At 72.3% G+C, this 22,668-nt stretch carries 18 protein-coding genes; 7 read left to right on the top strand and 11 right to left on the bottom strand.

The features are described from left to right. Positions 1-136: 136 nt before the first annotated feature. The gene (gene pncA / locus DLJ49_RS05645; protein ID WP_115392540.1) at positions 137-736 is read right to left on the bottom strand and encodes a bifunctional nicotinamidase/pyrazinamidase; all 600 of its coding nucleotides are present in this window, start codon (positions 734-736) and stop codon (positions 137-139) included. Positions 737-1,141: 405 nt separating this feature from the next. Here pncA and DLJ49_RS05650 point away from each other — a divergent pair, with 405 nt between their 5' ends. Next, a complete protein-coding gene (locus tag DLJ49_RS05650; protein WP_115392541.1) occupies positions 1,142-2,041 on the top strand; it encodes an oxygen-dependent tRNA uridine(34) hydroxylase TrhO in 900 nt (299 codons plus the stop codon). 261 nt (positions 2,042-2,302) lie between these two features. Here the strand turns inward: DLJ49_RS05650 and DLJ49_RS05655 are convergent, their stop codons facing one another. Next, positions 2,303-2,608, bottom strand: a complete 306-nt coding sequence (locus DLJ49_RS05655; protein ID WP_115392542.1) for an HNH endonuclease — start codon at positions 2,606-2,608, stop codon at positions 2,303-2,305. A 240-nt stretch (positions 2,609-2,848) separates the two neighbouring features. On the opposite strand from DLJ49_RS05655, the gene DLJ49_RS05660 reads away from it, so the two are divergent. After that, positions 2,849-4,042: a TIGR03862 family flavoprotein gene (locus DLJ49_RS05660; RefSeq protein WP_233488762.1), complete on the top strand. Its 1,194-nt coding sequence runs from the start codon at positions 2,849-2,851 to the stop codon at positions 4,040-4,042. A 304-nt stretch (positions 4,043-4,346) separates the two neighbouring features. On the opposite strand, the gene DLJ49_RS05665 is transcribed toward DLJ49_RS05660, so the two are convergent. The 5 genes from DLJ49_RS05665 to DLJ49_RS05685 all read right to left on the bottom strand — a co-directional run bounded on the left by DLJ49_RS05665 (position 4,347) and on the right by DLJ49_RS05685 (position 8,723). Further along, a complete protein-coding gene (locus DLJ49_RS05665) occupies positions 4,347-4,952 on the bottom strand; it encodes a glutathione S-transferase family protein (protein ID WP_115392544.1) in 606 nt (201 codons plus the stop codon). A gap of 190 nt (positions 4,953-5,142) precedes the next feature. Further along, positions 5,143-6,549: a vWA domain-containing protein gene (locus tag DLJ49_RS05670; RefSeq protein ID WP_115392545.1), complete on the bottom strand. Its 1,407-nt coding sequence runs from the start codon at positions 6,547-6,549 to the stop codon at positions 5,143-5,145. A 3-nt stretch (positions 6,550-6,552) separates the two neighbouring features. Further along, complete coding sequence (locus DLJ49_RS05675; RefSeq protein ID WP_115392546.1) at positions 6,553-7,671, bottom strand: AAA family ATPase; 1,119 nt, start codon at positions 7,669-7,671, stop codon at positions 6,553-6,555. A gap of 94 nt (positions 7,672-7,765) precedes the next feature. Continuing rightward, complete coding sequence (locus DLJ49_RS05680) at positions 7,766-8,470, bottom strand: winged helix-turn-helix domain-containing protein (RefSeq protein ID WP_115392547.1); 705 nt, start codon at positions 8,468-8,470, stop codon at positions 7,766-7,768. Beyond that, entirely contained in the window at positions 8,442-8,723 is a 282-nt protein-coding gene (locus DLJ49_RS05685) for a hypothetical protein (protein WP_115392548.1), read from the bottom strand. The genes DLJ49_RS05680 and DLJ49_RS05685 overlap by 29 nt, the downstream gene beginning before the upstream one ends. Positions 8,724-8,883: 160 nt before the next feature. Here DLJ49_RS05685 and DLJ49_RS05690 point away from each other — a divergent pair, with 160 nt between their 5' ends. Next, a complete protein-coding gene (locus DLJ49_RS05690) occupies positions 8,884-9,360 on the top strand; it encodes a hypothetical protein (protein WP_115392549.1) in 477 nt (158 codons plus the stop codon). Positions 9,361-9,864: 504 nt separating this feature from the next. Then, the gene (locus DLJ49_RS05695) at positions 9,865-10,599 is read left to right on the top strand and encodes an outer membrane protein (RefSeq protein ID WP_158547400.1); all 735 of its coding nucleotides are present in this window, start codon (positions 9,865-9,867) and stop codon (positions 10,597-10,599) included. An 86-nt stretch (positions 10,600-10,685) separates the two neighbouring features. Here the strand turns inward: DLJ49_RS05695 and DLJ49_RS05700 are convergent, their stop codons facing one another. From DLJ49_RS05700 to DLJ49_RS05715, 4 genes are all read right to left on the bottom strand, one after another. After that, positions 10,686-12,020, bottom strand: coding sequence for an HlyD family type I secretion periplasmic adaptor subunit (locus DLJ49_RS05700; protein ID WP_115392551.1), 1,335 nt, complete (start codon positions 12,018-12,020; stop codon positions 10,686-10,688). Continuing rightward, the gene (locus tag DLJ49_RS05705; protein WP_233488763.1) at positions 12,017-13,921 is read right to left on the bottom strand and encodes a type I secretion system permease/ATPase; all 1,905 of its coding nucleotides are present in this window, start codon (positions 13,919-13,921) and stop codon (positions 12,017-12,019) included. The genes DLJ49_RS05700 and DLJ49_RS05705 overlap by 4 nt, the downstream gene beginning before the upstream one ends. Before the next feature lie 1,132 nt (positions 13,922-15,053). Next, the gene (locus DLJ49_RS21675) at positions 15,054-17,327 is read right to left on the bottom strand and encodes a hypothetical protein (protein WP_158547401.1); all 2,274 of its coding nucleotides are present in this window, start codon (positions 17,325-17,327) and stop codon (positions 15,054-15,056) included. 160 nt (positions 17,328-17,487) lie between these two features. Beyond that, positions 17,488-18,873, bottom strand: a complete 1,386-nt coding sequence (locus tag DLJ49_RS05715) for a hypothetical protein (protein ID WP_115392552.1) — start codon at positions 18,871-18,873, stop codon at positions 17,488-17,490. 566 nt (positions 18,874-19,439) lie between these two features. Between DLJ49_RS05715 and DLJ49_RS22350 the strand changes: the two genes are divergently transcribed. The 3 genes from DLJ49_RS22350 (at position 19,440) to DLJ49_RS05730 (ending at position 22,650) form a co-directional block, all read left to right on the top strand. Further along, positions 19,440-20,093, top strand: a complete 654-nt coding sequence (locus tag DLJ49_RS22350; protein WP_233488765.1) for a helix-turn-helix transcriptional regulator — start codon at positions 19,440-19,442, stop codon at positions 20,091-20,093. After that, positions 20,090-20,608: a hypothetical protein gene (locus DLJ49_RS05725; protein WP_233488767.1), complete on the top strand. Its 519-nt coding sequence runs from the start codon at positions 20,090-20,092 to the stop codon at positions 20,606-20,608. Before DLJ49_RS22350 ends, DLJ49_RS05725 begins: the two co-directional genes overlap by 4 nt. Positions 20,609-20,895: 287 nt before the next feature. Then, positions 20,896-22,650: a hypothetical protein gene (locus DLJ49_RS05730; protein WP_147277267.1), complete on the top strand. Its 1,755-nt coding sequence runs from the start codon at positions 20,896-20,898 to the stop codon at positions 22,648-22,650. The last annotated feature ends 18 nt before the right edge of the window (positions 22,651-22,668 follow it).

The following is a 22,668-nucleotide window of genomic DNA, read 5'->3' on the forward strand; positions in this document are numbered from 1 at the left end:
GCCGCGCACAGAGCACCACGCCTCGGTTGAGGCCGGGTTAAGGCGCCAGAGCGGAGCGTTCGGCCGGCACCGACCGGCCGATGGAAACCGGATCGGCGGCCCGCTGGCCGGCCCCGGCGGCGCGTGCCGCGCCCTCCTAGCTCTGCAGGGCGACGCCGGCCTGCCGCATCGCGTCGAGCGCGGCGGCGAGTGAGCCGTCGGCGTCGATGCCGCGGCAGGCATCCAGCGCGACCGCGACATCGAAGCCGAGCCTCGCGGCGTCGATGGCCGACCAGCGTACGCAGAAATCGGTGGCGAGGCCGGCACAGACGAGGCTGGTCACGCCGCGGGTGCGCAGGTAGCCCTCGAGCCCGGTCGGCGTGGCGTGGTCGTTCTCGAAGAAGGCCGAGTAGCTGTCGATCTCGCGGCGGAAGCCCTTGCGGAGGATGAGATCGGCCGGGTCGGTCCGGAGATCGGGGTGGAAGGCGGCCCCGTGCGTGCCCTGCACGCAGTGGTCGGGCCAGAGCACCTGGGGGCCGTAGCCCATCTCGATCACCTCGAGCGGCTGACGGCCAGGATGCTCGGAGGCGAAGGAGGAGTGGCGCTCGGGGTGCCAATCCTGGGTGAAGACCCGCACCGGGTAGTCGGCCAGCATGGCGTTGATCCGGGGCACCACGGCGTCGCCGTCGGGCACCTCTAGCGCGCCGCCGCGGCAGAAGTCGTTCTGGACGTCGATCACGAGGAGGACGGTCGTCATGGGCTTCTCCTTTCCTTGCGAAAGGTGGGCCGGGTCTCTTCTCGCGTCAACGGAGAGGCCCGGGGCAGGCCCACCGGGGGTTCTTGCGCCTCTGCTCGGCGCCTGGCGGCGCCTCGCTCGGCCGGGCCGGAGGCCACGCCTTGCGGCGCAGCGCGGTGCGCCCGCGGGGGCGAGGGCGGAGCGCACCGCGGGCAGAGCCAGCAGGGCGGCCGGCAAGCGGGAGTGGAGCGGCAGACCCGGTGCCGCGCCGAAGAGACAGGCGCAGGCGGCGGCGGCTGACCTGATCGAGGTCCGATCCGTGCGCTTCGGGCTGGCGACCGGGCGGAGCACGGGCGCTTGCGGCGCCCCTGCGCGACCGGACGGCGGGGCTTGCCCTCGCTGCGGCGCCGAGCCTATGCCCGGCGCATGGTCACCCTCGCCGCCTTCTACCGGTTCGCCGACCTGCCGGACCCCGCCGGCCTGCGCGATGCGCTCGCCGCGCTCGGCAGGGACGCGGGCGTGCGGGGCACCGTGTTGCTCGCGGCCGAAGGGGTGAACGGCACGATCGCGGGGCCGGAGGCCGGCGTGGCGCGGCTGCTCGACCGGCTGAGCGCGGAGCCCGGCCTCGCCCCGTTGCGCCAGACGCGGGCCGAGGCGGAGGAGATGCCCTTTTCCCGGCTCAAGGTGCGCGTGAAACCCGAGATCGTCACGATGGGCCGACCCGAGCTGCGCCCGGCCGAGGGCGCCGGCACCTACGTGCCGCCGGAGGAATGGAACGCCCTCGTCTCGGCCCCCGACGTCGTGCTGATCGACACGCGCAACGCCTACGAGGTGGCGCTGGGCACGTTTGTCGGGGCGGTCGACCCCGGGATCGACCGCTTCGCCGACTTCCCGGCCTGGTGGGCGGCCAATGCGCACCGCTTCGCCGGGCGACGTGTGGCCATGTTCTGCACCGGGGGCATTCGCTGCGAGAAGTCGACCGCGCTGTTGCGGGCCGAGGGGGTGAACGAAGTCTTGCACCTCGAGGGGGGCATCCTCGACTACCTCGCGCGCGTGCCCGAGGCGGACAGCCGGTGGCGGGGGGAGTGCTTCGTCTTCGACGGGCGCGTGTCGGTCGGGCACGGGCTGCGGCCGGGGGTGGCCGGGATATGCCACGCCTGCGGACGGCCTGTGACGCCGGCGCAGATGGCCGCGCCGGGGTGGGAGGAGGGGGTGAGCTGCCCGCTCTGCATCAGCGCCTATACCGACGCCGACCGGGCGCGCTTCCGCGAGCGACAGAGGCAGGTGCGCCTCGCCGCGGCGCGGGGCCAGCGGCATCTCGCCTGAGCCACGGCCGGTCCATGCCATTGCCAGACCGGCAGGCGGGCAATCCGGTGCCACTGCGGGGCGCACTCCGGCCGCGCCCGTGGTCGCCGCGATCGGCATGGCGGGGCCGGGCGCCGCGGGCCTCGGCTGCGCGGGCTGCCCGCCGCCGGGCCCGGCGCGGCGCCCCACCCGCCCACCCGCGCGCGCCCGGCCCGGCGGCGGGCAGCCGCTTGACGGAGAAGAGGGCGGCGACCCGTCGACCGGCAGGCGCCGTCGGAGGTGTCAGGAGCGTGCGCCGCGGCGGCCGCGGCGGCCCGGCACCCGCGAGGTGAACCCCGGCGGGCGGCGCGCGATCCAGGCGGCGAAGCGGGCGAGACGGGGGTGGCTTCGGAGTGCCTCGGGGGTGGCGTAGTCCCGCGCGAGTTCGGCCTCGGTGAGGGCCGCGTGCACCTCCTTGTGGCAGATGTGGTGCATGAGCACGGTTGGCCCGCCCTTTCCGCCCTTCAGCTTGGGAACGAGGTGGTGCAGGCTTTGCGGCACGTCCGCCGGGATCGGGCGCAGGCAGAGAGGGCAGATGGGGTCGGTCACGTCGGAGATGGAGCGGCTCGCAGGTCACCGCACAGAATGGGCCCGCGCGATGCGGCGACAAGGGCGCGCCGCCCCGTGCGCTGCGTCGAGTGCCGCGTGCGGCCGCCGGCAGGCCGCGCGGGCCGTCGCCGTGCCCCCGGAGGGGCGGCGGGGCCGGCGCCTGCGGCACGGCCCGCCCGCAGGACGCGAGACCGGTATCGGTGCGCCCCGGCCTCCCGCCCCCTTGGGGCCCGGCCGGCGGTGAGGGGGCCGACCGCGCTTGTCGTGGGGGCAGGGCCGGCGGGGCTGGCGGCGGCCGAGGAGTTGGCGCGCGCCGGCGTCTCGGTGACCGTGGCCGAGGCGAAGCCGTCGATCGCCCGCAAGCTGCTGATGGCGGGCAAGAGCGGCCTGAACCTGACCAAGGACGAGCCGCCGGCCGCCTTCGCCGCAGCCTACGGAGATTCCGCCCGGTCGCTGGCGCCGATGCTGGGTGCCTTCGGGCCGGCCGAGGCCTGCGCCTGGGCCGAGGTGCTGGGTCAGCCGGTCTTCACTGGGTCGTCGGGCCGGGTCTTTCCGTTGGCGATGAAGGCGTCACCGCTGCTGCGGGCCTGGGCCGCGCGCCTTGACGGCCTCGGCGTGGAGACGCGGACGCGCTGGCGCTGGGCAGGGTGGCACGGGACAGGCGCACACCTGTTCGACACGCCGGAGGGGCAGGTCCTGCGCACGCCGGACGTGGCGGTGCTGGCACTCGGCGGGGCGAGCTGGGCGCGGCTCGGCTCGGACGGGGCGTGGGCCGCGATCCTCGGCGCGGCGGGTGTGCCCCTCGCCCCGTTCCTCCCGGCCAATGTGGGCCTGTGCGTGCGGTGGTCGGCGCCGATGGCCGCCCATGCCGGCGCGCCGCTCAAGTCCTGCGCCTTCTCCGCCGGGGGGCTGACGGTGCGGGGCGAGGCCGTGGTGACGGCGGAGGGGCTGGAAGGCAGTGCGATCTACGCGCTCTCGCCTGCGTTGCGCGAGGGCGCGCCGCTGGTCGTCGACCTCGCGCCGGACCGGACGGCAGGGGCGCTGGCCGCCCGGCTTTCCAGGTCGCGGCGGCGCGAGAGCCTGTCGAACCGGTTGCGCAAGGCGGTGGGACTGCCGGCGGTCAAGCGCGCGCTTCTGCTCGAGGCGGGTCCGCTGCCGGCCGATCCCGAGGCGCTTGCCGGGCGGATCAAGGCGGTGCCGGTAGCGCATCTGGGGCCGCGGCCGCTCGACGAGGCGATCTCGGTCGCCGGCGGCGTGCGGTGGGAGGGCGTGGACGAGCATCTGATGTTGCGCGCCAGGCCCGGCACCTTCGTCGCCGGCGAAATGCTCGATTGGGAGGCGCCCACGGGCGGCTACCTGATCACCGCCTGCCTTGCCACCGGCCGCCATGCCGGCCGCGCGGCGGCGGCGTGGGCATTGTCGAGGCCCCCCTGAGACGCGGCGTGCGACCGCCCGGCGAGCCGAGAGACGCGGCGTCGTGCCGTGGGTGCATGGAACGGAAAGCGGGATCATCGGTCGGAGCGTACGCCCGCACGGCTCCCCGAAGGCCGTCGGACGGCCCATTCCGGGCCGGTCCGCCGGCGTGCCTCGGCAGACCGGGCCAGCGGTAAGGGTACGCGCGGCCACGGCCGCGTGCAGCCACAGGGCGGGCGTTTCGGGGCGCGCGTTTCGGGCGCGCGTCTAGCGGAGGGCGCAGACGGCAGGCACGCGCGGCACCCCAGGCACCGTCAGAGGCCGGTCAGGCGTTTGCCGCGGCGCCCTGGGCCATGGCGCGGCGCAGGGCCGGACGGGCCTGCATCCGCTCGAGATACGCGGCGAGACGGGGCTCGGTCACGGGAAACCTCGCGGATTTCGCCCAGATGCCGCAGTGGGTGAGAATGATGTCGGGCACGGTCATCTCGGGGCCCATCAGGAACGGCCCGTCGGCCATGCGCGCCGCCAGCGTCTTCTGGCTGCGCTCGAACTCCCACTTGAGGCTGTCCTTGATGGCGGAGAAGCGCAACTCTTCCGGCAGGACGAAGGAATGGCGCGCGGCCATCCACAGCGCGGCGTCGAACTCGTCGAGCAGGAACTGGGTCAGGCTGTCCTGCCGGGCGCGGTCGAGCGTGCCGGCGGGGTGGGTCAGCCGGCCGTGCTTGTCGGCGAGGTACTGCAGGATCGCCGTCGAATCCGTGATCGGCGTGTCGTCCTCGATCAGCACGGGTACCTTGCCCGCCGGGTTGACCGCCACCACGTCGTCGGAGCGGGGCTGCGCGGCGACGTGGTCGTAGGGCTCGCCCAGTTCCTCGAGCATCCACAGGACACGGAGGGCGCGGCTGCGGGCGCTTCCGATCACGGTGTACATGGGCGGCCTCCGGTCAGGTCACGATGGCAGAGGCTGTCATGCCGCGCAGCGACCGTCCAGACCCCGGGGCGTGGCGTCGGTAAGGGCGAGCGTGCGGGCAGGGTGGGCCCGCACGGGCCGGAGCAGCCCCGCGCGCCGGGCGTTGGGGCGAAGGGCCCGCGCGAGAGGGGGCCGTCGGCGGTCGCGGCGTCTAGATGGAGAGGTCGAGCACGCGCCCGTGCGGGGGCCGCCGCGCCGGCGGGGCCGGGACGGCCCAGATGACGGGCAGGTCGCGCACCTTGCGGGGCACCGGCGCGTCGAGATCGGTCAGCACGATCAGAACGGCGGGGTCGAGGGCGGCCGCGCGCGCGAACAGGTCGTCGAAGCTGGTGCCGCCGCCGCGGGCCAGCGGCTGACGGCGCAGCCACGACTCCGCGCCGCCCGGCGGCACCTTCGCCACGCTGCGCACTTCGTCGTCGAAGACCATCAGGTGCAGCTCGGCAGCGGCGCGGCGGGCGATCCCCGCCACCTGCCCCATGAACATCGACAGGCGCGCGTCATCGACGCTCGAGGAGGCGTCGATCCCGACCACCACGCGGGGGATGGGCCGCCCGCGCGTGCGCCCCGGCTCGTAGACGGGCACGGGGCGCCGGGCGGCGCGCGCCTCGGCCTCCATCCCCGTCCAGCGGCGCGAGGGGCGGGCCCAGGCGGCGCGCGGCTCGTCCTGCAGGGCGCGGGCGGCCAGCGCGCGCAGGTGCCTCTCCCACGGCACGTCGGACCGGGGCAGGTCGGCAATGCGGAAGCCGAGCGCGCCGAGGCCGCGGCCGGCGAGCCGCCCCTCCTCGAGCGCGCGGGACAGGCGCTGGCGCCACTCGGCGTCGTCCTCGGCATCCTCGGCCGCGCCGCCGCCGGCCGTCGCGCTGGGGTCGATGTCGGGGGCGAAGGCAGCCTGCGCGGCCTGGGCGCGCGCCTCGTCGGCGCCGGCGCCACGCTCCCTGCCATCTTCGCCGCCTTCGCCGCCTTCGGCAGGGGCGTCGCCCTCGCCCTTTCCGCCCGTCCGGCTGCCGCCCCGTGCCTGCATCAGCGCGAGGGTCAGCGCCTCGGCATCCCACTTCGCCAGCGCGGCGGCGGTGGGCGTGCTCTCGCCAAGGGCGCGGGAGAGCAGGGGCGCGAGCGTCAGGCACGGCCGGGGCAGCACGTAACCCGCCTGGATCAGCGTCTCGTTGACCAGCGCGTCGGCGGCGACGTTGAAGAGCCGAGAATCGTGCTTTGGACCGAGGCGCAGGGCGAGCGCGCGGTCGCGGGCGGGGTGCCGCAGCGCGACGTGCAGGATCTGGTGCGCGGCGAGGCCGACCTGCAGGTCGAGGTCGTGGGCCTCGAAGCCGGGGCCGTAGAAGACCGTGCGCCCGTCGGTCCACGCCGGGGCTTCGGCATCGCCGTCTAGCCGGGTTTCTTCCGGTGCGCCCGTGTCGGCGTCGCGGTGGTCGACCCAGAGCGACAGGGCGGCGAAGGCCGGGTCGGCCTCGGCCAGCTTCTGCAGGGCGCGCGTGGCGCGGCGCGAATGGCCGCGGCGCGAGGGTCCGGGGCCCGCAGGGCCGGGGGAGCTCTCGTCGCGCATGGCTCAGGCGAGCCCCGCATCCTCGCGCTCGGCCGAATAGGCTCGGAAGGCCGGCGAGTCGAGGAACCTGTCCTCGAGCCCGAGATCCAGCCCCTTTCGGATGAGCGATTCGAACCCATAGGTCGTCAGTTCCCCCAGCGGCATCCGCTTGAAGGCGTCGTCCGGTCTCTTGCCGGGCAGCTGCCGGATGCCGGCGAGGATATCGATGACCTCGCCGGCGTTGCGCTCGTCGAGAGCTCCGACGAGGCCGTGGATCAGCGCGGTCAGCCCGTGCATCGTGGCGGGATACATCTCCCACCGCTCGCGGCCGGAGACGTTCAGCATCTCGGTCACCTGCACGGTGGCGGCGACGTCGTCGGCCACGATGGCGAATTCTGCCGCGACAGCCTCGCCCACCGTGCCCGCGACCATCATCTGACGGGTGCGGCGGTCGCCCACGTTCGAAAGGATCTGCGACACCCGCTCCCAGCTGCGCGGCGTGCAGGCGATCATGTGGCCCCGCTCGAGCGCCTGCTCGGTCGTCTCGAGCAGGTCGGGGCGCGTGCGGACAAAGGCGGTGACGGCGGGATGCAAGCCCTTGGGCACCGCGTAGTTCTCGAGCCAGTCGGTGGCCGCGGCGCGCACGTGCAGGTGGATCAGACGGTCGGATAGGCCGGTGCCCATCTCGTAGGCGATCGCCCCGTCCTCGACCATGTTGCCTGCGGCGACGATGAAGACCGAGGCCGGCAGACGGTGCCGCCCGACGCGCCGCTCCTGAAGCAGGCCGTAGACGGTGGGCTGCAGGGTGGGCGCGGCGGCGGTCAGCTCGTCGAGGAACAGCACCGACGGGCTGTCGGGATCGTCCGGCAGGTCTTCGGGGCGATACCAGACGGTCGTCTTCGCCTCGTGGTCGTAATAGGGCAGGCCGCGCAGGTCCTGCGGCTCTATGGTTGTCAGACGCAGGTCGAACAGGCGCGCGTCGATCTCGGCCGCGAGCTGTTCCACGACCTGGGTCTTGCCCACGCCGGGCGAGCCGTGGAGCATCCACGACGCGGTGAAGCCGCCGGCCTTCTGCGCCGCCCAGCCCGCGCGCAGGACGCGGGCCGCGTCGCCGGCGGAGACAGTCATGGCGTTGACGGGCATCGGCGGCTCCTTTTGCTGGCTTCAGAGAAGGATAATGGCGCGCGGTGCGGCACGTTCCAGCCCCGCTGCATGCCCCCGGGCGGGCGGCGCGGCGTCACTCCACCCGCAGCGCGCGCTTGTCCACGGCCAGCATGTAGCCCTTGCGGGCGATGTTGCGCACCAGCAGATCGGCCACGATCTGGTTGCCGAGCGCGTCACGCAGCCGCTTGATCCGGGTCGCGCCGGCGGCCTCCTCGCAGTCCGACGGGGCGCGGCCCTGGATCACCGCCTCGATCTCGGCCCCCGACAGCACGTCGTCGTCCATCCGCGCTTCGGCGAGCACCGCGAGCGTCTCGATCGCCGCTTCGGTCAGCGTGAATTCCATCGCGTTCAGCGTCACCACGCGCGCCGCACGGTCGATCACCAGCGAGTCGACGGTCAGGCCCTGCCGCTCGACCGCGGCCATGCGACGGTTAAGCTGCACGATGGCGACGAGCAGCACCAGCGCCGTGACCAGAAGCGCTGCGGCGAAGACGAGCAGGATGAACAGGATCACCCGGTAGCTGCGCAGCACGTCGGAAAAGGCGGTGCCCGAGGCGGCGAGGATCTCGAGCAGGCGGATCTCGGCCGCGCCCGTCAGGTCGCGGTTCTCGACGAAGATGCGCTCGACGCGGGCATCGAAGGCCCCTGCGTCGGGAAGGTTGAGAAACAGCAGCGCCGCGGCGAGCGCGAGCAGCGCCACGATGGCCGCGATGCCGAGGGCGACGACGCGCCCCCCGCCCCGCCGCGCCTCAGAAACGGAGGAAGAAGTCGCCCGCATCGGCGCGCCTTTCCTCCAGCCCTTCGGGCCCGAACACACCCACCACGTCGAGCAGGTCCCACCCCTGCCGGGCGAGGCGGGGAGCCAGTTCCTGAGCGGCGGGGCCGGGGGCGCACTGGCCGCCGATCTCGGCCACGCCGTAATGCAGGCGCAGGGGGTCGTCGCGCTTGGCCTTGTAGTCGGCGTAGCACTGGGCGCTTGCCACGGCGGGCAGCGCGATCAGGAGCAGGGTGGAGAGGACGGCGCGGATCATGGGGCAGACGGTGGGCCGGATCGTGCGGCTATTCAATATCCGTCGTGCTCTCGGTGGGTTGGCCGGGGCCGCTATCGGATAGCGGGGGGGCGTTATTGCGTGGCCGGGCGGCCCGGGCCGAGCGTCGGCGCATCGGCAACCCGCACCGAAAGGACACGCCATGCCCATGCTTCCCCGCTCCCTTGTCGCTGCCGCTCTCGCCGGCGCCCTCGTCGTCACCTCCGTGCCTGCCGAGGCGCAGGGCCTCGACCGGAGGATCGACCCCGAGGCGGCCGCGGCCGTGCTCTTTGGCCTCGCCACGCTCGCGATCATCGCCAACCAGGCGCAGCGGAACAAGGATCGCGACGACCGCCGCAAGGTCGACCGCAATCCGCCGCCGGTGGCCCATGCGCCCGCGCCGACGCCGCGCCACGAAGCGCCGCATGCCAGGCAGGTGACGGTGCCCTCGGACTGCGCGCGCCGCGTGGTGCTCGACGGTCGGCAGGTGACCGGCTTCGGCGCGCCCTGCCTGCGGCGCGCAGGCGTCGACATCGCCCGCCTGCCCGGCGCCTGCGCGCGGCGCGTCGACCTCGGCAACCGCGCCGTCACCGGGTGGGAGGCGCGCTGTCTCCACCGCGCCGGCGTGCGCATTCGCTGACCCGTCTGCGGGGCGCTCCCCCCATGCGTTCCGGTGCCCCGTGCCCGTGCGCTCGGGCGCGGGGCTGAAGCCCCTGACGCGGTCTCGCTCCGAGGGGCCGGCGCCTCGGCAGCGTGGGCTGCGAGGCGTTGGCCGGCCCGCCGTTCGTCGGCCTCTCCATCTTGGGCAACTCGCCGATCCGCGCCGGCCGGGGCGCGCTTGCCACCGACTTTGCGATCCTCGGCGTGCCGCGTTCGCCGGGCGCGGCCCGATCCTCGCGGCGCACCGCCTGCTGACCCTGATCGGGACGGGTGATGCACCCGCGGAGTGCGGGGCCGGGCGAGGCCGCCCTCGATCCGGGATCGACCTTCGGTCGCTTCGCGCCGATGGCCCTCGCGTCATGCGCGGGATCGTGCCGGCCGACCCATGACAGGACCCGCCCGCCGGCTGAGAAGCAGGAACATGCGCGCCGTCGTCCCGTTTGCCCCGCGGTGCAATCCACGAACAACGGAAAGGTTCAGGCACATGCGATCCCTCTCAATTCTCGCTGCGCTGTCCGGCACGGCCGCTCTCACGGCGGGCACGGCGCTTGCGGGCGGGCTCGACGAGCCGGTGCAGGAGCCGGTGATCCAGCAGGCCGCGCCGGTCGTCGCGCCGATCGACTGGACGGGCGGCTATGTCGGCCTCCAGTTCGGCGCGCTCAATTCGAACCTCGACAACGATGTCGGCATCTTCGACGACGAGTATTCCTTCGGCACCAACACCGAAGGCGGGCAGGTCGGCATCTACGGCGGCTACAACTGGCAGACCGGCGGCCCGTGGGTCTACGGCGTCGAGGGCGAGTACAACTGGGTCGATGCCGACGACGACGCGAGCGTCACCGTCACCACGCTGACGGGCGGCGAGATCGACGGCACCGCCGAGGCGCAGATCGACGCCACCGGCGCGATCCGCGGCCGCGTCGGCTATGCCGTCGACCGGGCGCTGTTCTACGCCGCCGCGGGCGCGGCCTACATCGACTACGAGGTCTCGGCCGATGTGGGCAACCGCAGCGACAGCGACTCGGCCGACAACTGGGGCTGGACCGCCGGCTTCGGCGTCGAATACGCCTTCAGCGACAACTGGAGCGGCCGGATCGACTATCGTTACTCGGAGTTCGATGGCGACGACGGCTCGTTCTACGAGGGCAGTTCCGACGGCGATTACGACCTCGACCTCGACACGAGCGAGTTGCGCGTGGGCGTCGCTTACCGCTTCTGAGCCTGCACGGGGGGCTGTCGCCCGCCTCCTCCGATGCGCGCCCCGGCCGGGCAGACGGCCGGGGCGTCGTCATTCCCGGTAGCCGATCACGGCTCGCGGAAGGCGCGGGACATGCTGTCGCGGATCGGCTTCGAGAGATAGTCGAAGAAGGTGCGCTCCTCGACCTTGATCATGATCTCTGCCGGCATTCCCGGCACCGGCGAGAACCTGTCCGCGCGCCGATATTCCTGCGGCGAGACGTCGATATGGGCGACGTAGACTTCGCGGGCCACCCCGTCGCCCGACTTCGAGACCGCGTCGGCCGAGACGTACGAGACGCGCCCCTGCAGCACCGGCGTCGTGCGCTGGTTGAGCGCCGAGAGCCGCACGGTCGCGGCCTGCCCGACATGCACGTTGTCGATGTCGGTGCGCGTGATGAACGTCTCGATCAGCAGGGGCGCGTCGGCGGGCAGGATCTCGGCGATGGGCTTGCCCGTCTCGATGACCCCGCCGGCGCCGTGGTAATGCAGACGGATCACCGTGCCCGCCACCGGGGCGAGCACGCTCGAGCGCTGCAGCACCGCCTCGGCCTTGCGCGCCTGTTCGCGGATGGAGTCGAGCTCGGCCTGGATGCCCTGGAGCTCGTCGAGGGCCGACTGCCGCAGGTCGGCCTTCAGCTTGGCCACCTCCAGCTCGAACTTGGTCCGCGCGCGCCCGATCTCCTCGACCTCGGCGCGCAGGCGGGCGACGTGCCCCGAGGCCTCGAGCGCGACCCGCCGCACCGCGTTGAGCTCGGGCCGCCGCAAGTGCCCGCTCTCGAGCAGCGCCTGCTTGTCGTCCATTTCCTCGAGCAGGATGGCGGCGCGCTCCTCGTGGGCGGCGAGCTGCGCGCGGTAGCCGCGCGCCCTGACCTCGAGCGAGGCGATGCCGTTCTCGAGAATGGCCAGGTCGCCCGTCAGCGTCTCGATGTTGGCCTCGAAGGCGAGGCGTTGATCGCGCAGGATCTGGCGGATCTCGGGAAACTCCTCGGCCAGCGCGAGGAGTTCGGGCGCAAAGCGCACCTCGTCGGCCAGCGCCAGCTCGGCGCGCACCCGCGCCTCGGCGGCCTCGAGCCGGGCCTGCCGCAGCTTGAGCTCGCGGCGGTCGGCCTCGGCCGCCGTCCGGTCGAGCTCGATCAGCGGATCTCCTTCCGACACGCGGTCGCCCTCGGACACCACGACACGCTCGATGATCCCGCCTTCGAGATGCTGCACGATCTTGTTGCGACCGGTGGCCACGAACGAGCCCTGCGCGATGACGGCAGCGGCGAGCGGTGCGGTCACGGCCCAGGCCCCGAAGCCGCCCAGCGCCACGACCAGCAACACGATCCCGAAGATCGCCTGCCTGTGGATGGAACGCGGCACCTGGTGGTGCCACTCGACGATATCGACGGTGCGGCTCATGTGTCGCCTCCCTCTTTCGGCAGACTGCGCTTGTCATCCGGCTTCCCCGGACGGCCGGACCCGCCATCGCGGAACTTGGCGAGCTGCTTCACGACGTGGGCGCGCGGGCCGAACATCGCCACGCCGCCTTCCTTCAGCATCATGATCTTGTCGACCTCGCTCAGCAGCGCCGGCTTCTGGGTGATGACGACCACCGTGATGCCGTTGGATCGGGCATGGCGAATCGCGCGTGCGAGCGCCTTGTCGCCGGCGATGTCGAGGTTGGAGTTGGGCTCGTCGAGCACCAGCAGCCGCGGCTCGCCGAAGAAGGCGCGGGCCAGCGCGATCCGCTGCTTCTGCCCGCCCGAGAGCGGCGCGCCGTCGGGCGCCACGAAGGTCTCGTAGCCCTGCGGAAGCTGCGCGATCATGTCGTGCACGTCGGCCAGAACGGCGGCGCGGTGGATCTGCTCGTCGGTCGCGTCCGGCCGCATCCGGGCGATGTTGTCCTTGATCGTGCCGGGAAAGAGCTGCACGTCCTGCGGCAGGTAGCCGATGTTCTCGCCCAGCTGCCGCGGATCCCAGTTGCGCAGGTCCATCAGATCGAGCCGGACATTGCCCGAGGTGGGCAGGATCGAGCCGACCAGCATCTTCCCCAGCGTCGTCTTGCCCGCGCCCGAATTGCCGATGACGGCCAGCGTCTCGCCCGGCTCGAGCGAGAAGCTGATCGCGTTGAGCACGACCGACTTGGTGCCCTGCGGCACGAAGAGCAGCCGCTCGACGTCGAGCTTGCCCTGCGGCTCGGGCAGGCGCAGGCGCTCGTAGCGGATGCCCGACCGCGTGAGCAGGTTGGTGATCCGCCCGTAGGCGGCGCGCGACAGCAGGAAGCCGTTCCAGCCCTCGATCGCCCCCTCGACGGGCGAGAGCGCGCGGCCGGCGATGATCGAGGCGGCGATGACCATGCCGCCCGTCACCTCGCCGAGAATGGCCAGATAGGCCCCCCAGCCGAGCATCGCGATCTGGGTGAGCAGGCGCGTGCCCTTCGACACCATCGCCGAGATCACGTTGCGATCCTGCGCCCGCACCTGCGCGGTCAGCGAGGCTGCCGTCTCGCGGCCCCAGAGCGTCACCGCCTCGGGGATCATGGCCAGCGCGTTGATGATCTGGCTGTTGCGCGTCATCGAGTCGAGGTGAAGGTTGGCGCGCGACTGCTTGAGGTTGGCCTCGGCGAAGGGCGCCTCGGTCAGCCGCTGGTTGATCAGCGCGATGATCATCAGGATCACCGCCGTCGTCACCACGATGAAGCCCAGATGCGGGTGGACCAGGAAGATCGCCAGCATGAAAAGCGGCGCGAAGGGCACGTCGAGGAACGACAGCAGCGTGCCCGAGGTGAGAAAGCTGCGCACCTGCTGCAGGTCGCCCAACGTCTGGAACTCCTTGCCGGAGCCGTGCAGCGAGGCGCGGGCGGCCGCGCTGAGGATCGGGGCCCCGAGGCGGGCGGCGACCTCCACCGCCGTGCGCATGAGCATGAAGCGACGCACCCCGTCGAACGTGACCTGCAGGATCACCGCGCCCGCGATGACGACGGTCAGCATCACCAGGGTGTCGGTCGAGCGGCTTGTCAGCACCCGGTCGGAGATCTGGAACAGGTAGACCGGGATCGCCAGCAGCAGCAGGTTGACCGCGAATGTCATCACCATCACGAACGCCATGTTGAAGCGGACGGCGGCGACGCCCTCCTTGAGGCTGCGCTCGAAGCTTTCGGGCGTGGTGCGGCGGTGGAATCGCGCGCCGCCGCCGCCACCCCCGCCGCCGCCGCCCTTGCCGCCGCCGCCCGGCGGGGCGGGCGGGGCGCCGCCGGTCTCCTTGCGGCGGGGCACGAGATCACCCTCGACGGTCGCTCCCATCCCGCCGATGCGGGGCATGTCGAGCGGGGTGGGCGGCGCCTTGGCCTCGCTGCGAGGCGTCGTGTCGTCGGGCGCGTGCCCGGGCTTGTCCCCGGGGGCGCGCGCCTCGGGCGCGGCGTCGGCATGCGCCGAAGCGTCGGCCCCGGCGGCTTCGCTCGCGCGAGCGTCAGAACGGTGGGCGTGCGGGTGCCTCGCGCCCGCGTTGCGAGCGATGCCGCCCGCTTCCGTCGGGGCCTGCCGTCGGCCCTCGGCACCACCAGCGTCGGGTTTCGTGTCACCCCCCGCGGCAGATCCGGGTTCGGGGTCGAAGGCCCCGGCCTGCCGGGCCTCGGGGCGCCGATGCGGTGGGTCAACGGCAGCAGCGGCGCTTGTCTCGGCGCGGTCTTCGTTGAGCGGGGCGGTCGTTGCCTGCCCCGCGGTTCGCTGCGGGGCTTCAGGCCGCCGATGCGGTGTCGCCGTGGCGGGATCGGCGTTCATTCGCGCGCGGGCCTCGGTCGGCGGGGCGGTTTCTGCCGGCCGCTCCTGTGCCAGCGGGGTGTCGGCCCGCACGGGCGCCGGGCGAGGTAGCCTCGCCGCGTGCCGGGTGGCGCGGGCGGCCTGCAAGGCCCGTCCGGCCTGTGGCTTCGGCAGGTCGGCAGCCCCGCCGATACCGGGTGCGATGTCGGTTTCGCCTTCGGCGCCGGGCTGCTGCCGGGCAGCACCGGCGAGGGCGCCGGGCGATGCCTCGGCTGCGGGTGCCGCGCCGGCCGGCGCGACCGTCTGATCGGGTGCGCCTCGGTGCGCCGGGCCGGCCGGTCTGGCCCCATCGACGCCGCGGCCACGCAGCCGCGCCGCGGCGCATTCGGCCGCGGCGCGTGCCGCCGCTCCCGCCGCGCTGGCCTCCGCCGCCATCAGACGGGCCGCCGCGCTCGCCCGGGTCCCCTCGGCTTTCGTTGCATCCTCGCTCCAGCGCCGGTGTGCGCCAAGGCGTTGCGGCTCCCACGGGCGGTGGGAGAACAGGTCGCGCCCGTCGAGGCCACGCCAGTCGCGGCGCGCGGCCGGGCTGCCGCCGGTCCCCTGCCAGTCGCCCTCCGCCCGAACGGCGCCGTCCGTGGCTTCGTCGTCTCTGAGGTCTCTCATGGCTTCCTCCCCCGAAAAGCCGTGTGGAAGATCAGGACAGCATCACCTGCATGATGTCGGCCGGGGGCCCCGCATCCCCCAGATTGGCCATTGCCAGGTGCGCTTCGGTGTCGATGCCGCCGAGCGCGCCGAACTGCGCGTCGAGCATGCCGTCGGCGAGGAAGGCCACCGCCTCGCTCGCCAGCCCCGACGGCGAGGGCGGCCCCGCGCCGCCCGCTCCGCCGGGATCGTGGAAATCCACGAACTCCGCCTGGTGAAGGAAGGCGTCGGTGTAGAGGTCGCCCCCCGCCATCACGACCGAGTCCATCCCGATGTCGACCGTCGCCGCCGTGTTGGCGACCATGTTGGCCCCGGTGATCGCGCCCGCCGCGCCCGCCCCGGCGACGAGGTCGGCATCGGACAGGACGGTGGTCTGCTTGACCGCGTGCACGTTGACGAGGTCGCCCGAGACGTGGAGCACGCGCACGACGTCGAGGTCGGCCAGAGCGGGCACGGACAGGATCGGGTCGAGCCGGGGCGCGTCGGGGTCGAAGTCGGCCAGCATCTCCTTCAGCTCGCCGGTCAACGCGCTGAAGCTGTCGAGCGAGCTGTGCACGATATCGGCGGTGTTCGACACGACATTGCCGTGGCTCCCCGGCCCGAGCACCGTCTCGGCGGGCGTCTGGGGCGCCGCCGCGGCCTCGGCGGGCGCGGGGTCGGGCGCGGCGGCCTCTCCGCCGGGCAGCGTGTCGACGCCTGCACCGGCGGTGCTCGTGCCCGGTGCCGTCGTCGCGTCGATCGCGGCGCCGGCGGGCAGGGCGGCAGGAGAGGCAGGGCCGGCGGCGCCCGCCCCGCCCGGCCCATCGGAATCTGACGCCGCCTCCGCGTACGGGGACTTGGGGAAGGCGGAGGCGGCGGGCGCGACCAAAAGGCCGTCACCGGGGTCACCTTCGCCTGCAGGGGATGGCGAAGGTGTCTGTGCGCCGGATGCGGCCGTCGGGGCCTGCACCAGGTCGACGTCGAAAAGCGCGGCAGTCTGCGCGGTGGCGAACACGCTCACCATGTCGCCGCCCACGAGGATCAGGTCGAACGCCATCCCGGAGGTCGCGAGCTGCTCCAGGTTGAGCAGCTGGTTGTCGCCGGTGAGCACCCACGAGCCGCCGCCGGAGAGCGTCACGGCGTCGCCGTCGTCGCCGGCGTTGACCTGCGATGTCCAGCTGTAGTTGACGAGGTCGCCCGTGATCCTCGACAGGATCACCGTCTCTGGCAGCCGGTCGGTCTCGCCCAGCTCAGGCGTCTCGACGATCTGCGCGCCCGGAGTCAGCCGTGCGGCGTTCTGCACGAGGTTGCCGCCCTCGGCGCCTGCCGCCGCGGCGCCGAACCGGTCGTCGGCGAGCACCGCGACCTGGCTCACCAGGTCGAGCGAGATCGCGTCGCCCCCCACGAGGATCAGCGGCGCGTCGACCCGGACGTGGCTGCCCACGGCGACATTCATCGCCACGTTGCCCCCGGTGATCGCGCCGACCGACCCGTCGCCGATAGTGAAGAATGGCGCCGGCATGCCCGGTAACCAGGTCTGCTCGACCTCGGGCAGGCGGGGCGCGGCGTCGGAGAGCTTCGGCATCCGCTCGGCCGCCTCTCCGTCGACGAAGGTGCCGAAGGCGCCCGGGCCGGTGACGGTGAAGGTCTCGCCATGCGCTGCCGCTGCCTCGGCCCGCTCGGCGAAGCGGGTCACGGCGAGCGCCAGCCCCTCGGCGGCGATCTCGGTCGTGCCCGAGGGCAGGGCCCACGCCGCGAGATCGAGCGGCTGCAGCGCCTCGGCTTTCTGCGTCAGGGCCTCCAGCCGCGGCGCCTGCCACAGGCGCCAGGCCGCGACCGCCTCGGGCGAGACGTCGAGCACGTCGCGGTCGGACAGTCCGTTGATCTGCCAGGTGAGCGTCGCGACAGAGCCGGGCGGCGGCGCCAGAAGGAAGAACTGGCCGGGCGGCGGCAGGACCGGGAGCAGGAGGGGCTCGGGCACCGGCGGCAGCGACAGGCCGGGGCCGAACAGGGCGACGTCGCCCGGCGGGGGCAGGGGCAGGGTGCGCGGCAGGAGCGGCACTCCGCCGCCGTCCGAGGCGGGGATCCCGCCGCCATCGGGCGTGTAGCCCTGCGGGCCGTAGAGGAAGCGGTAGATCGTCCCCGGAAACAGGAGGGGATCGAGTTCGGGGTCGGTCAGCGGGGGGGCGAACGCGTCGTAGATGGGGGCCGGTCGGCCCGCGCCTTCCGTGGCGAGGAAGAGCCCGATGAAATGGGCGATCTCTTCTGTCACTCGATCGAAGGACATGGCGCGCCTGAACTATCCCCCGGCCCGGCCGGGAAGTCGGGGCCCGCGCGGCGGTTGCCGCCACGCGGGCCCTTGGCGTCTCGGGCGGGGGGCCGGATCGCCCGGCCTTGCCCCGCATGGTGCAGGCGCGGGCGCATCGAGCGCCCGCGCCGGAGTGGCATCAGCCCTCGGCTTCCTCGCCGCCCACCACGGAGGTGGAGTTGAGATTGCCGCCGACCGTCGTCATGTCGACCTGGTTGCCGAGCACGTTGGCGCCCATCGAGATCGACTGGTTGAAGGCCATCGCGTCGAGGATCGCGTCGGCCGAGGCCGCCGAGGTTCCCTCGACGAAGCCGTCGTCGCCGTTGGCCGAGCCCCACTGGCCGCCGCTGCCGCCGTTGCCGCCGGAGACTTCGCCGGTGGCATAGTCGACACGGGCCGGGCCGGTGGTGGCGCTGCCACCGGTCGTGTCGCTGATCTCGCCCGTCATCGCCTCGGCAGCGCCGGACATGGCGTAGGACCAGGCCTCGGCCGTCAACTCCTCGATGTTGGCGTCGTCTCCGCCGTTGGTCTCGTTGTCGCTGCCGGAACGGGCACCATCACTGTCGTCGCGGCCATCGCCGTGCTTGTAACCTTTGCTGTAGCCGTCCTCGCCACCCGCATTCGACTCGCTCTCGGCCTCGCCGTCCGCGTTTCCTGCCTTGGCCGTGATGCCCGAGTCGGCGTCGTGCGCGGTGGCCGAGCCGGTCGTCACGTCGTTGACCTTGGCGTCCACCTCAGTCTCGGACTTGGCTTTGCCGCCATGCGCACCGGCATGGCCGGCAGAACTGGAGGCGGAGCCCGCGCCACCATCGGCGTTGATGCCGTCGTCGCTTGTGGCACTGCCGCCGTCGACGTGTGTGCCGTCGATCGACCAGCTGCCATCCTCGTTCGAGACGTCCGGATCCTCGAGCGTGTCGTCGTCGCTCAGCCGGTTCGACATCACGTTGACGGCGGCGCTGTCGTTGCCCTCGCCGTTCAGCGCGTTGTTGAGCACGTTTTCCAGGTCGACGTCGTCGCCGATGTCGATGATGGCGTCACCATCGCGCGCCATCGCGATGTGCCCGGTCTCGCCGCCGTCCTTCACGTCGACGTCGGCGAAGTCGTCGTCGTTCGGCATGTAGCCTTCCATGTCCATACCGAAGTCGACGTCGACGTCGACATCCACGTCGGTGTCGGTGTCGGTCGTGTGGGTGGATGTCGAGTCAGTGTCGGTGTTGGTGTTGGTCCTGTGGTTGCTGGCGCTGCTGTTGTCGTTGGTGTTCGAGTTGGTGTCGCTGTTGGTGTTGGTGTTTCCGTTGGTGTTGTCGTTGTCGTTGTCGTTGTCGTTGTCGTTGTCGGTATCAGTCTCGACGTCGACCGTGGTCGTCTGGTCCTGGTGCTGATCCTGTTCGCTGTCCTGCCACTGGTACTGGTCCTGCCACTGATCCTGGTCCTGCCACTGATCCTGACCCTGGAGTTGCAGATCGCCGAACAGCATATTCTGCGTGTTGCCGCTCTTCGTGTCTTTTGCCATTTCATTCACCATCGGTGCTTTCGCCCGAAGAGCCCGCAATTCATCTGCAACGCGGCGCCCTCGGCGCGGTTTCGATCGCGGGCGGCGTTTGCCGCCGGCCCGCACGCCCGATTTCGCCGGGCGCAATCGAAAGGTGCGGCGAGAGGCCAATTCACGATAGCTGCACGAAAGGTTTATCACCGTTCGGGCAGTCTCGGGCGGCGCGCGCCCCGCGCCATGCGCGGAGGGGGCCGTCGCGGGCCCGACGGTCGCGCATCGTCCGGTCAGGGCGGCGCTCGCGGACGGGTGACGGCCCTGGGCACGCGCCGCGGCGCTGTGCAGCCTGGCAGCGGCCGGGCCCGGCGTCGCGGAGCCCCCTACACCGAAAGGTTAACGCGACCTGTCACAAGGGTTAACCCAAGGTAATTTTCTTGCTTTCGTTACATTGTTATGCTCTACTCAACCTGCACAAGCAGACAGCTCCAAGAGCATAACACTCTGGCAAGGCAGAAATTTCTGGCGTGCCAGTCGTGGGCTTCCAAGGGGCGGGCGACCTGTCGATCAGTGAGTATGGTAGCGCATCAGGGGGGATTGATGCCGTGTCCGCGTTTCAGATCAAGGTCGTCGGCCAGGGGCTGACATTGACGTCGTCCTACCGGGCGATCATCGGGGCCGAGTTTGCCGAGATCGACGTTGTCGACTGCGGCAGCCTTGCCGAGGCCGCTGCGGCCGAACCGGCGCAGCGCGGGCTATGGCTGCTCGAGGAGGAGGTGCTGTGGCCGGAGCCGGACAAGCTGTTGACGGAGCTCGACAAGTGGCCCGCCCAGCGGGTCGCCGTGGCCTATACCGATGCAAAGCGAGCCGCCGCTCTCTTCGCCGAGGTCCAGCGACGACACGATGTCGGCCGGTTCAGCTTCCTGCCGATGGACGTGCGGCTCGATTGCTGGGTCGCCATCCTGCGCCTGCTGACGCTGGGGCACGGATACATCCCGGCCGACCTCGTCATGTCGCGGCCCTTGCCCTGCAAGCAGACGTTCGCGCCGCGGCTCTCGTCGCTCACGCCACGCGAATCCGAGATCCTTCACCTCGCCTCGGAGGGCAAGCAGAACAAGGTGATCGCCTTCGACCTCGGGGTGTCGGAGCATACGGTCAAGCTGCACATGCACCACCTGATCCAGAAGCTGGGCGTCCGTAACCGGACCGAGGCTGTGGGCCGCTACCTGCAGACCTCGAACGATTCGGTGCATCCATGATCCACCCCGCGCCGATCGACGCGCCGGGCGAAGCCGACCCCTTCTCGCGCCTCCTGACGCGCGTGGGGCGGCTCAACTATACCTGGACGAACACCGAGAGCCTGCTGATCCACCTGATCGCCGGCCTCGCGCGGACGGATACCGAGACGGCGCTGGTGATCTTCCTGACGCTCAACACCACGCGCGCGCGGGTCGACCTGGTGGAGCGGCTGAGCAAGCTCGAGCGCACGCCGCCCGATGTGCGGCGCGAGGTTCTGCGGGCCACGAAGGGGCTGATGCGGCACTCGCCCCTGCGGAACCGCTACAACCATTGCATCTACGCCTTCGACCGGCAGGCGGGCACGGCGCAGACCATCCTGATGCGCATCGCCGATCGCAAGGACCGGCTCAAGATCGGCGAGACGGCGCAGATCGACGAAACGGCGCTCACGGATGTCGACGCCGCGGTCGAGGCGCTGAACGCGGTAAATCGAGAAATCTGGGATATCGTCATCAGGCACGATTTTCCCAGGTAATGATCGGGGCGCCTCTGGCGCCCATTTTCCGGCGGATCGACGCCGGATTTACGGCAGGCCAGCCCGGGTCTGCCCTGCGCGATTCCCGATTTCGCGCCGCTTCCGAAACGTGCTCCTGATCTCGAATTTCCCTCCGGGCGGCATTCCGCGATGCCGGGAAACGTGGTAATTTGCCGAGTCGGTGGAAGTGTCTTCGTAATTCGTCGTGTGGGGATCAGGAAATGCCGGTAACGGTGCTCGAAAGGCGTCGCCTCGACCGGGCGAAGGCGGCGTTCGCGACGCGCCGCGTGGATTACGCGCGCGTTCGCACTCTGTTGACCGGCGATATCCGGCCGCATTCCGGCGACATCGTGCTGGCGCGGGTCGACGAGATCGGCAAGCAGGCGCGGCTGGAGCTCGCCAGCGGCCGCCGGGCGGTGATGTTCCCGGGCGACGAGATTCTCGTCGCCTACGGCAACCGCTACGCCCCCGACCAGTACGAGGCCATCGTCGGCCTCGATCTGGCGCCCTGCGACCTCGTCGCGGCGGGGGGCGTCGCCGCCATCGAGATCGCCCGCCACCGCCGCATGATCCACCCGACGCGGATCACCCCGATCGGGCTGGCGGCCGATGCCGAGGGCCGGCGGCTCAACCTGATGGACTTTCGCGCCGAGGCGTCGGACGCGCTGCCGCGCATCCCCGCGATCCTGTCGCTCGGCACCTCGATGAACGCGGGCAAGTCGCTCGCCGCCGCCTCGATGGTGCGCGGCTTCCGCCGGCTCGGGCACCGCGTCGCCGCGCTCAAGATCACCGGCACCGGCTCGGGCGGCGACCTGTGGATCGTGGGCGACGCCGGCGCCGAACTGGCGGCCGACTTTACCGATGCCGGCTTCCCCAGCACGTATCTTGTCGCGATCCCCGATCTCGAGCGCGCCGCGTGGCGCCTGATGAACCTCGCGGCCGAGACCGGCTGCGACCTTGCCGTGATCGAGATCGCCGACGGGCTGCAGCAGCTCGAGACGGCGGCGCTGATCCGCAGCGAGGCGATCCGGCGGGTCACGCTGGGCACGCTGTTCTCGGCCTACGACTCGATGGGGGCGATGTCGGGGGTCGCCACCTTGCGCGAGGCCGGGCACGACCTCGTGGGCCTGAGCGGCCGGATCGGCCTGTCGCCGCTCGGTGTGCGCGAGGCCGAGGCCGCCACGGGGCTGCGCTACTTCTCGCCGTGGCACCTGCAGGAGGGGGGGCTGGTGCCGCTTTTGCGCGAGCGGGCCGCCGAGAAACTCTGGGCCGCGCCCGACGGCATGGCCGACGCGCTGAGACGGCTCGCCGGGCCACTCGCCCCGGCGGGCGGCGCGCCTGCCTCGCGACACCGGCGCGGCAGCGCGGCTGGGTTGCCCGACGGGGCCGTGGCCGGGGTGCGGCAGGTGCTGCACCTCGTGGCGGGGTTCATCGTAGAAGCCGACCTGCGCCGCTACCTGCCCGCCGAGGGCGAGGCCGCCGCGCCGGGCGGTGCGCCGTCACGCAGGGTGCAGCACCGCATCTGGTCGAGCGGGCTCGGCATGATCCACGTTCTCGTGCCGCGCCTCGCCCAGGGCACCTATCGGCCGCGCTTTCTCGGACAGGTGCTCGCGCCCGACCTCGTGCTTTCGGTGATCGAGGGGCTCGGCCAGCCGCAGGGCGACGGCGCCCTGAGGCGGCTGGTGGTCATGCTGGGCGGAGCGGAGTTCGAGCGGATCGACCTGCGCCCCCTGCGCGCCGGCATCGCCGAGATCTGCGAGCGCAACGGCCTCGCCCCGCGGGCGGAAGACGAGAGACCCGCGCTCACGATCGACCAGCTCGACCTGTTCGAGACCGGGGAGGAGGCGGGCGAAGATGGCTTCGGTCTCGTCGTGGGCGGCGAGGGGCGCCACGGCCACGCCGCCACGAACGAGACGGGCTGGGGCGAGACGGGCTGGGACGATCCGGGCTGGGACATTCGCGCCGAGGGCGACGGCGACCCGGCCGACGGCGCGTCGCACCCGCTGCTGCCGGGCGGGGCCTATGCCGTGCAGGGGGGCTGAGGGGCGCCGGGCGACACA

It is taken from the genome of Rhodovulum sp. 12E13 (assembly GCF_003340565.1).
Lineage (GTDB): Bacteria > Pseudomonadota > Alphaproteobacteria > Rhodobacterales > Rhodobacteraceae > HLUCCA09.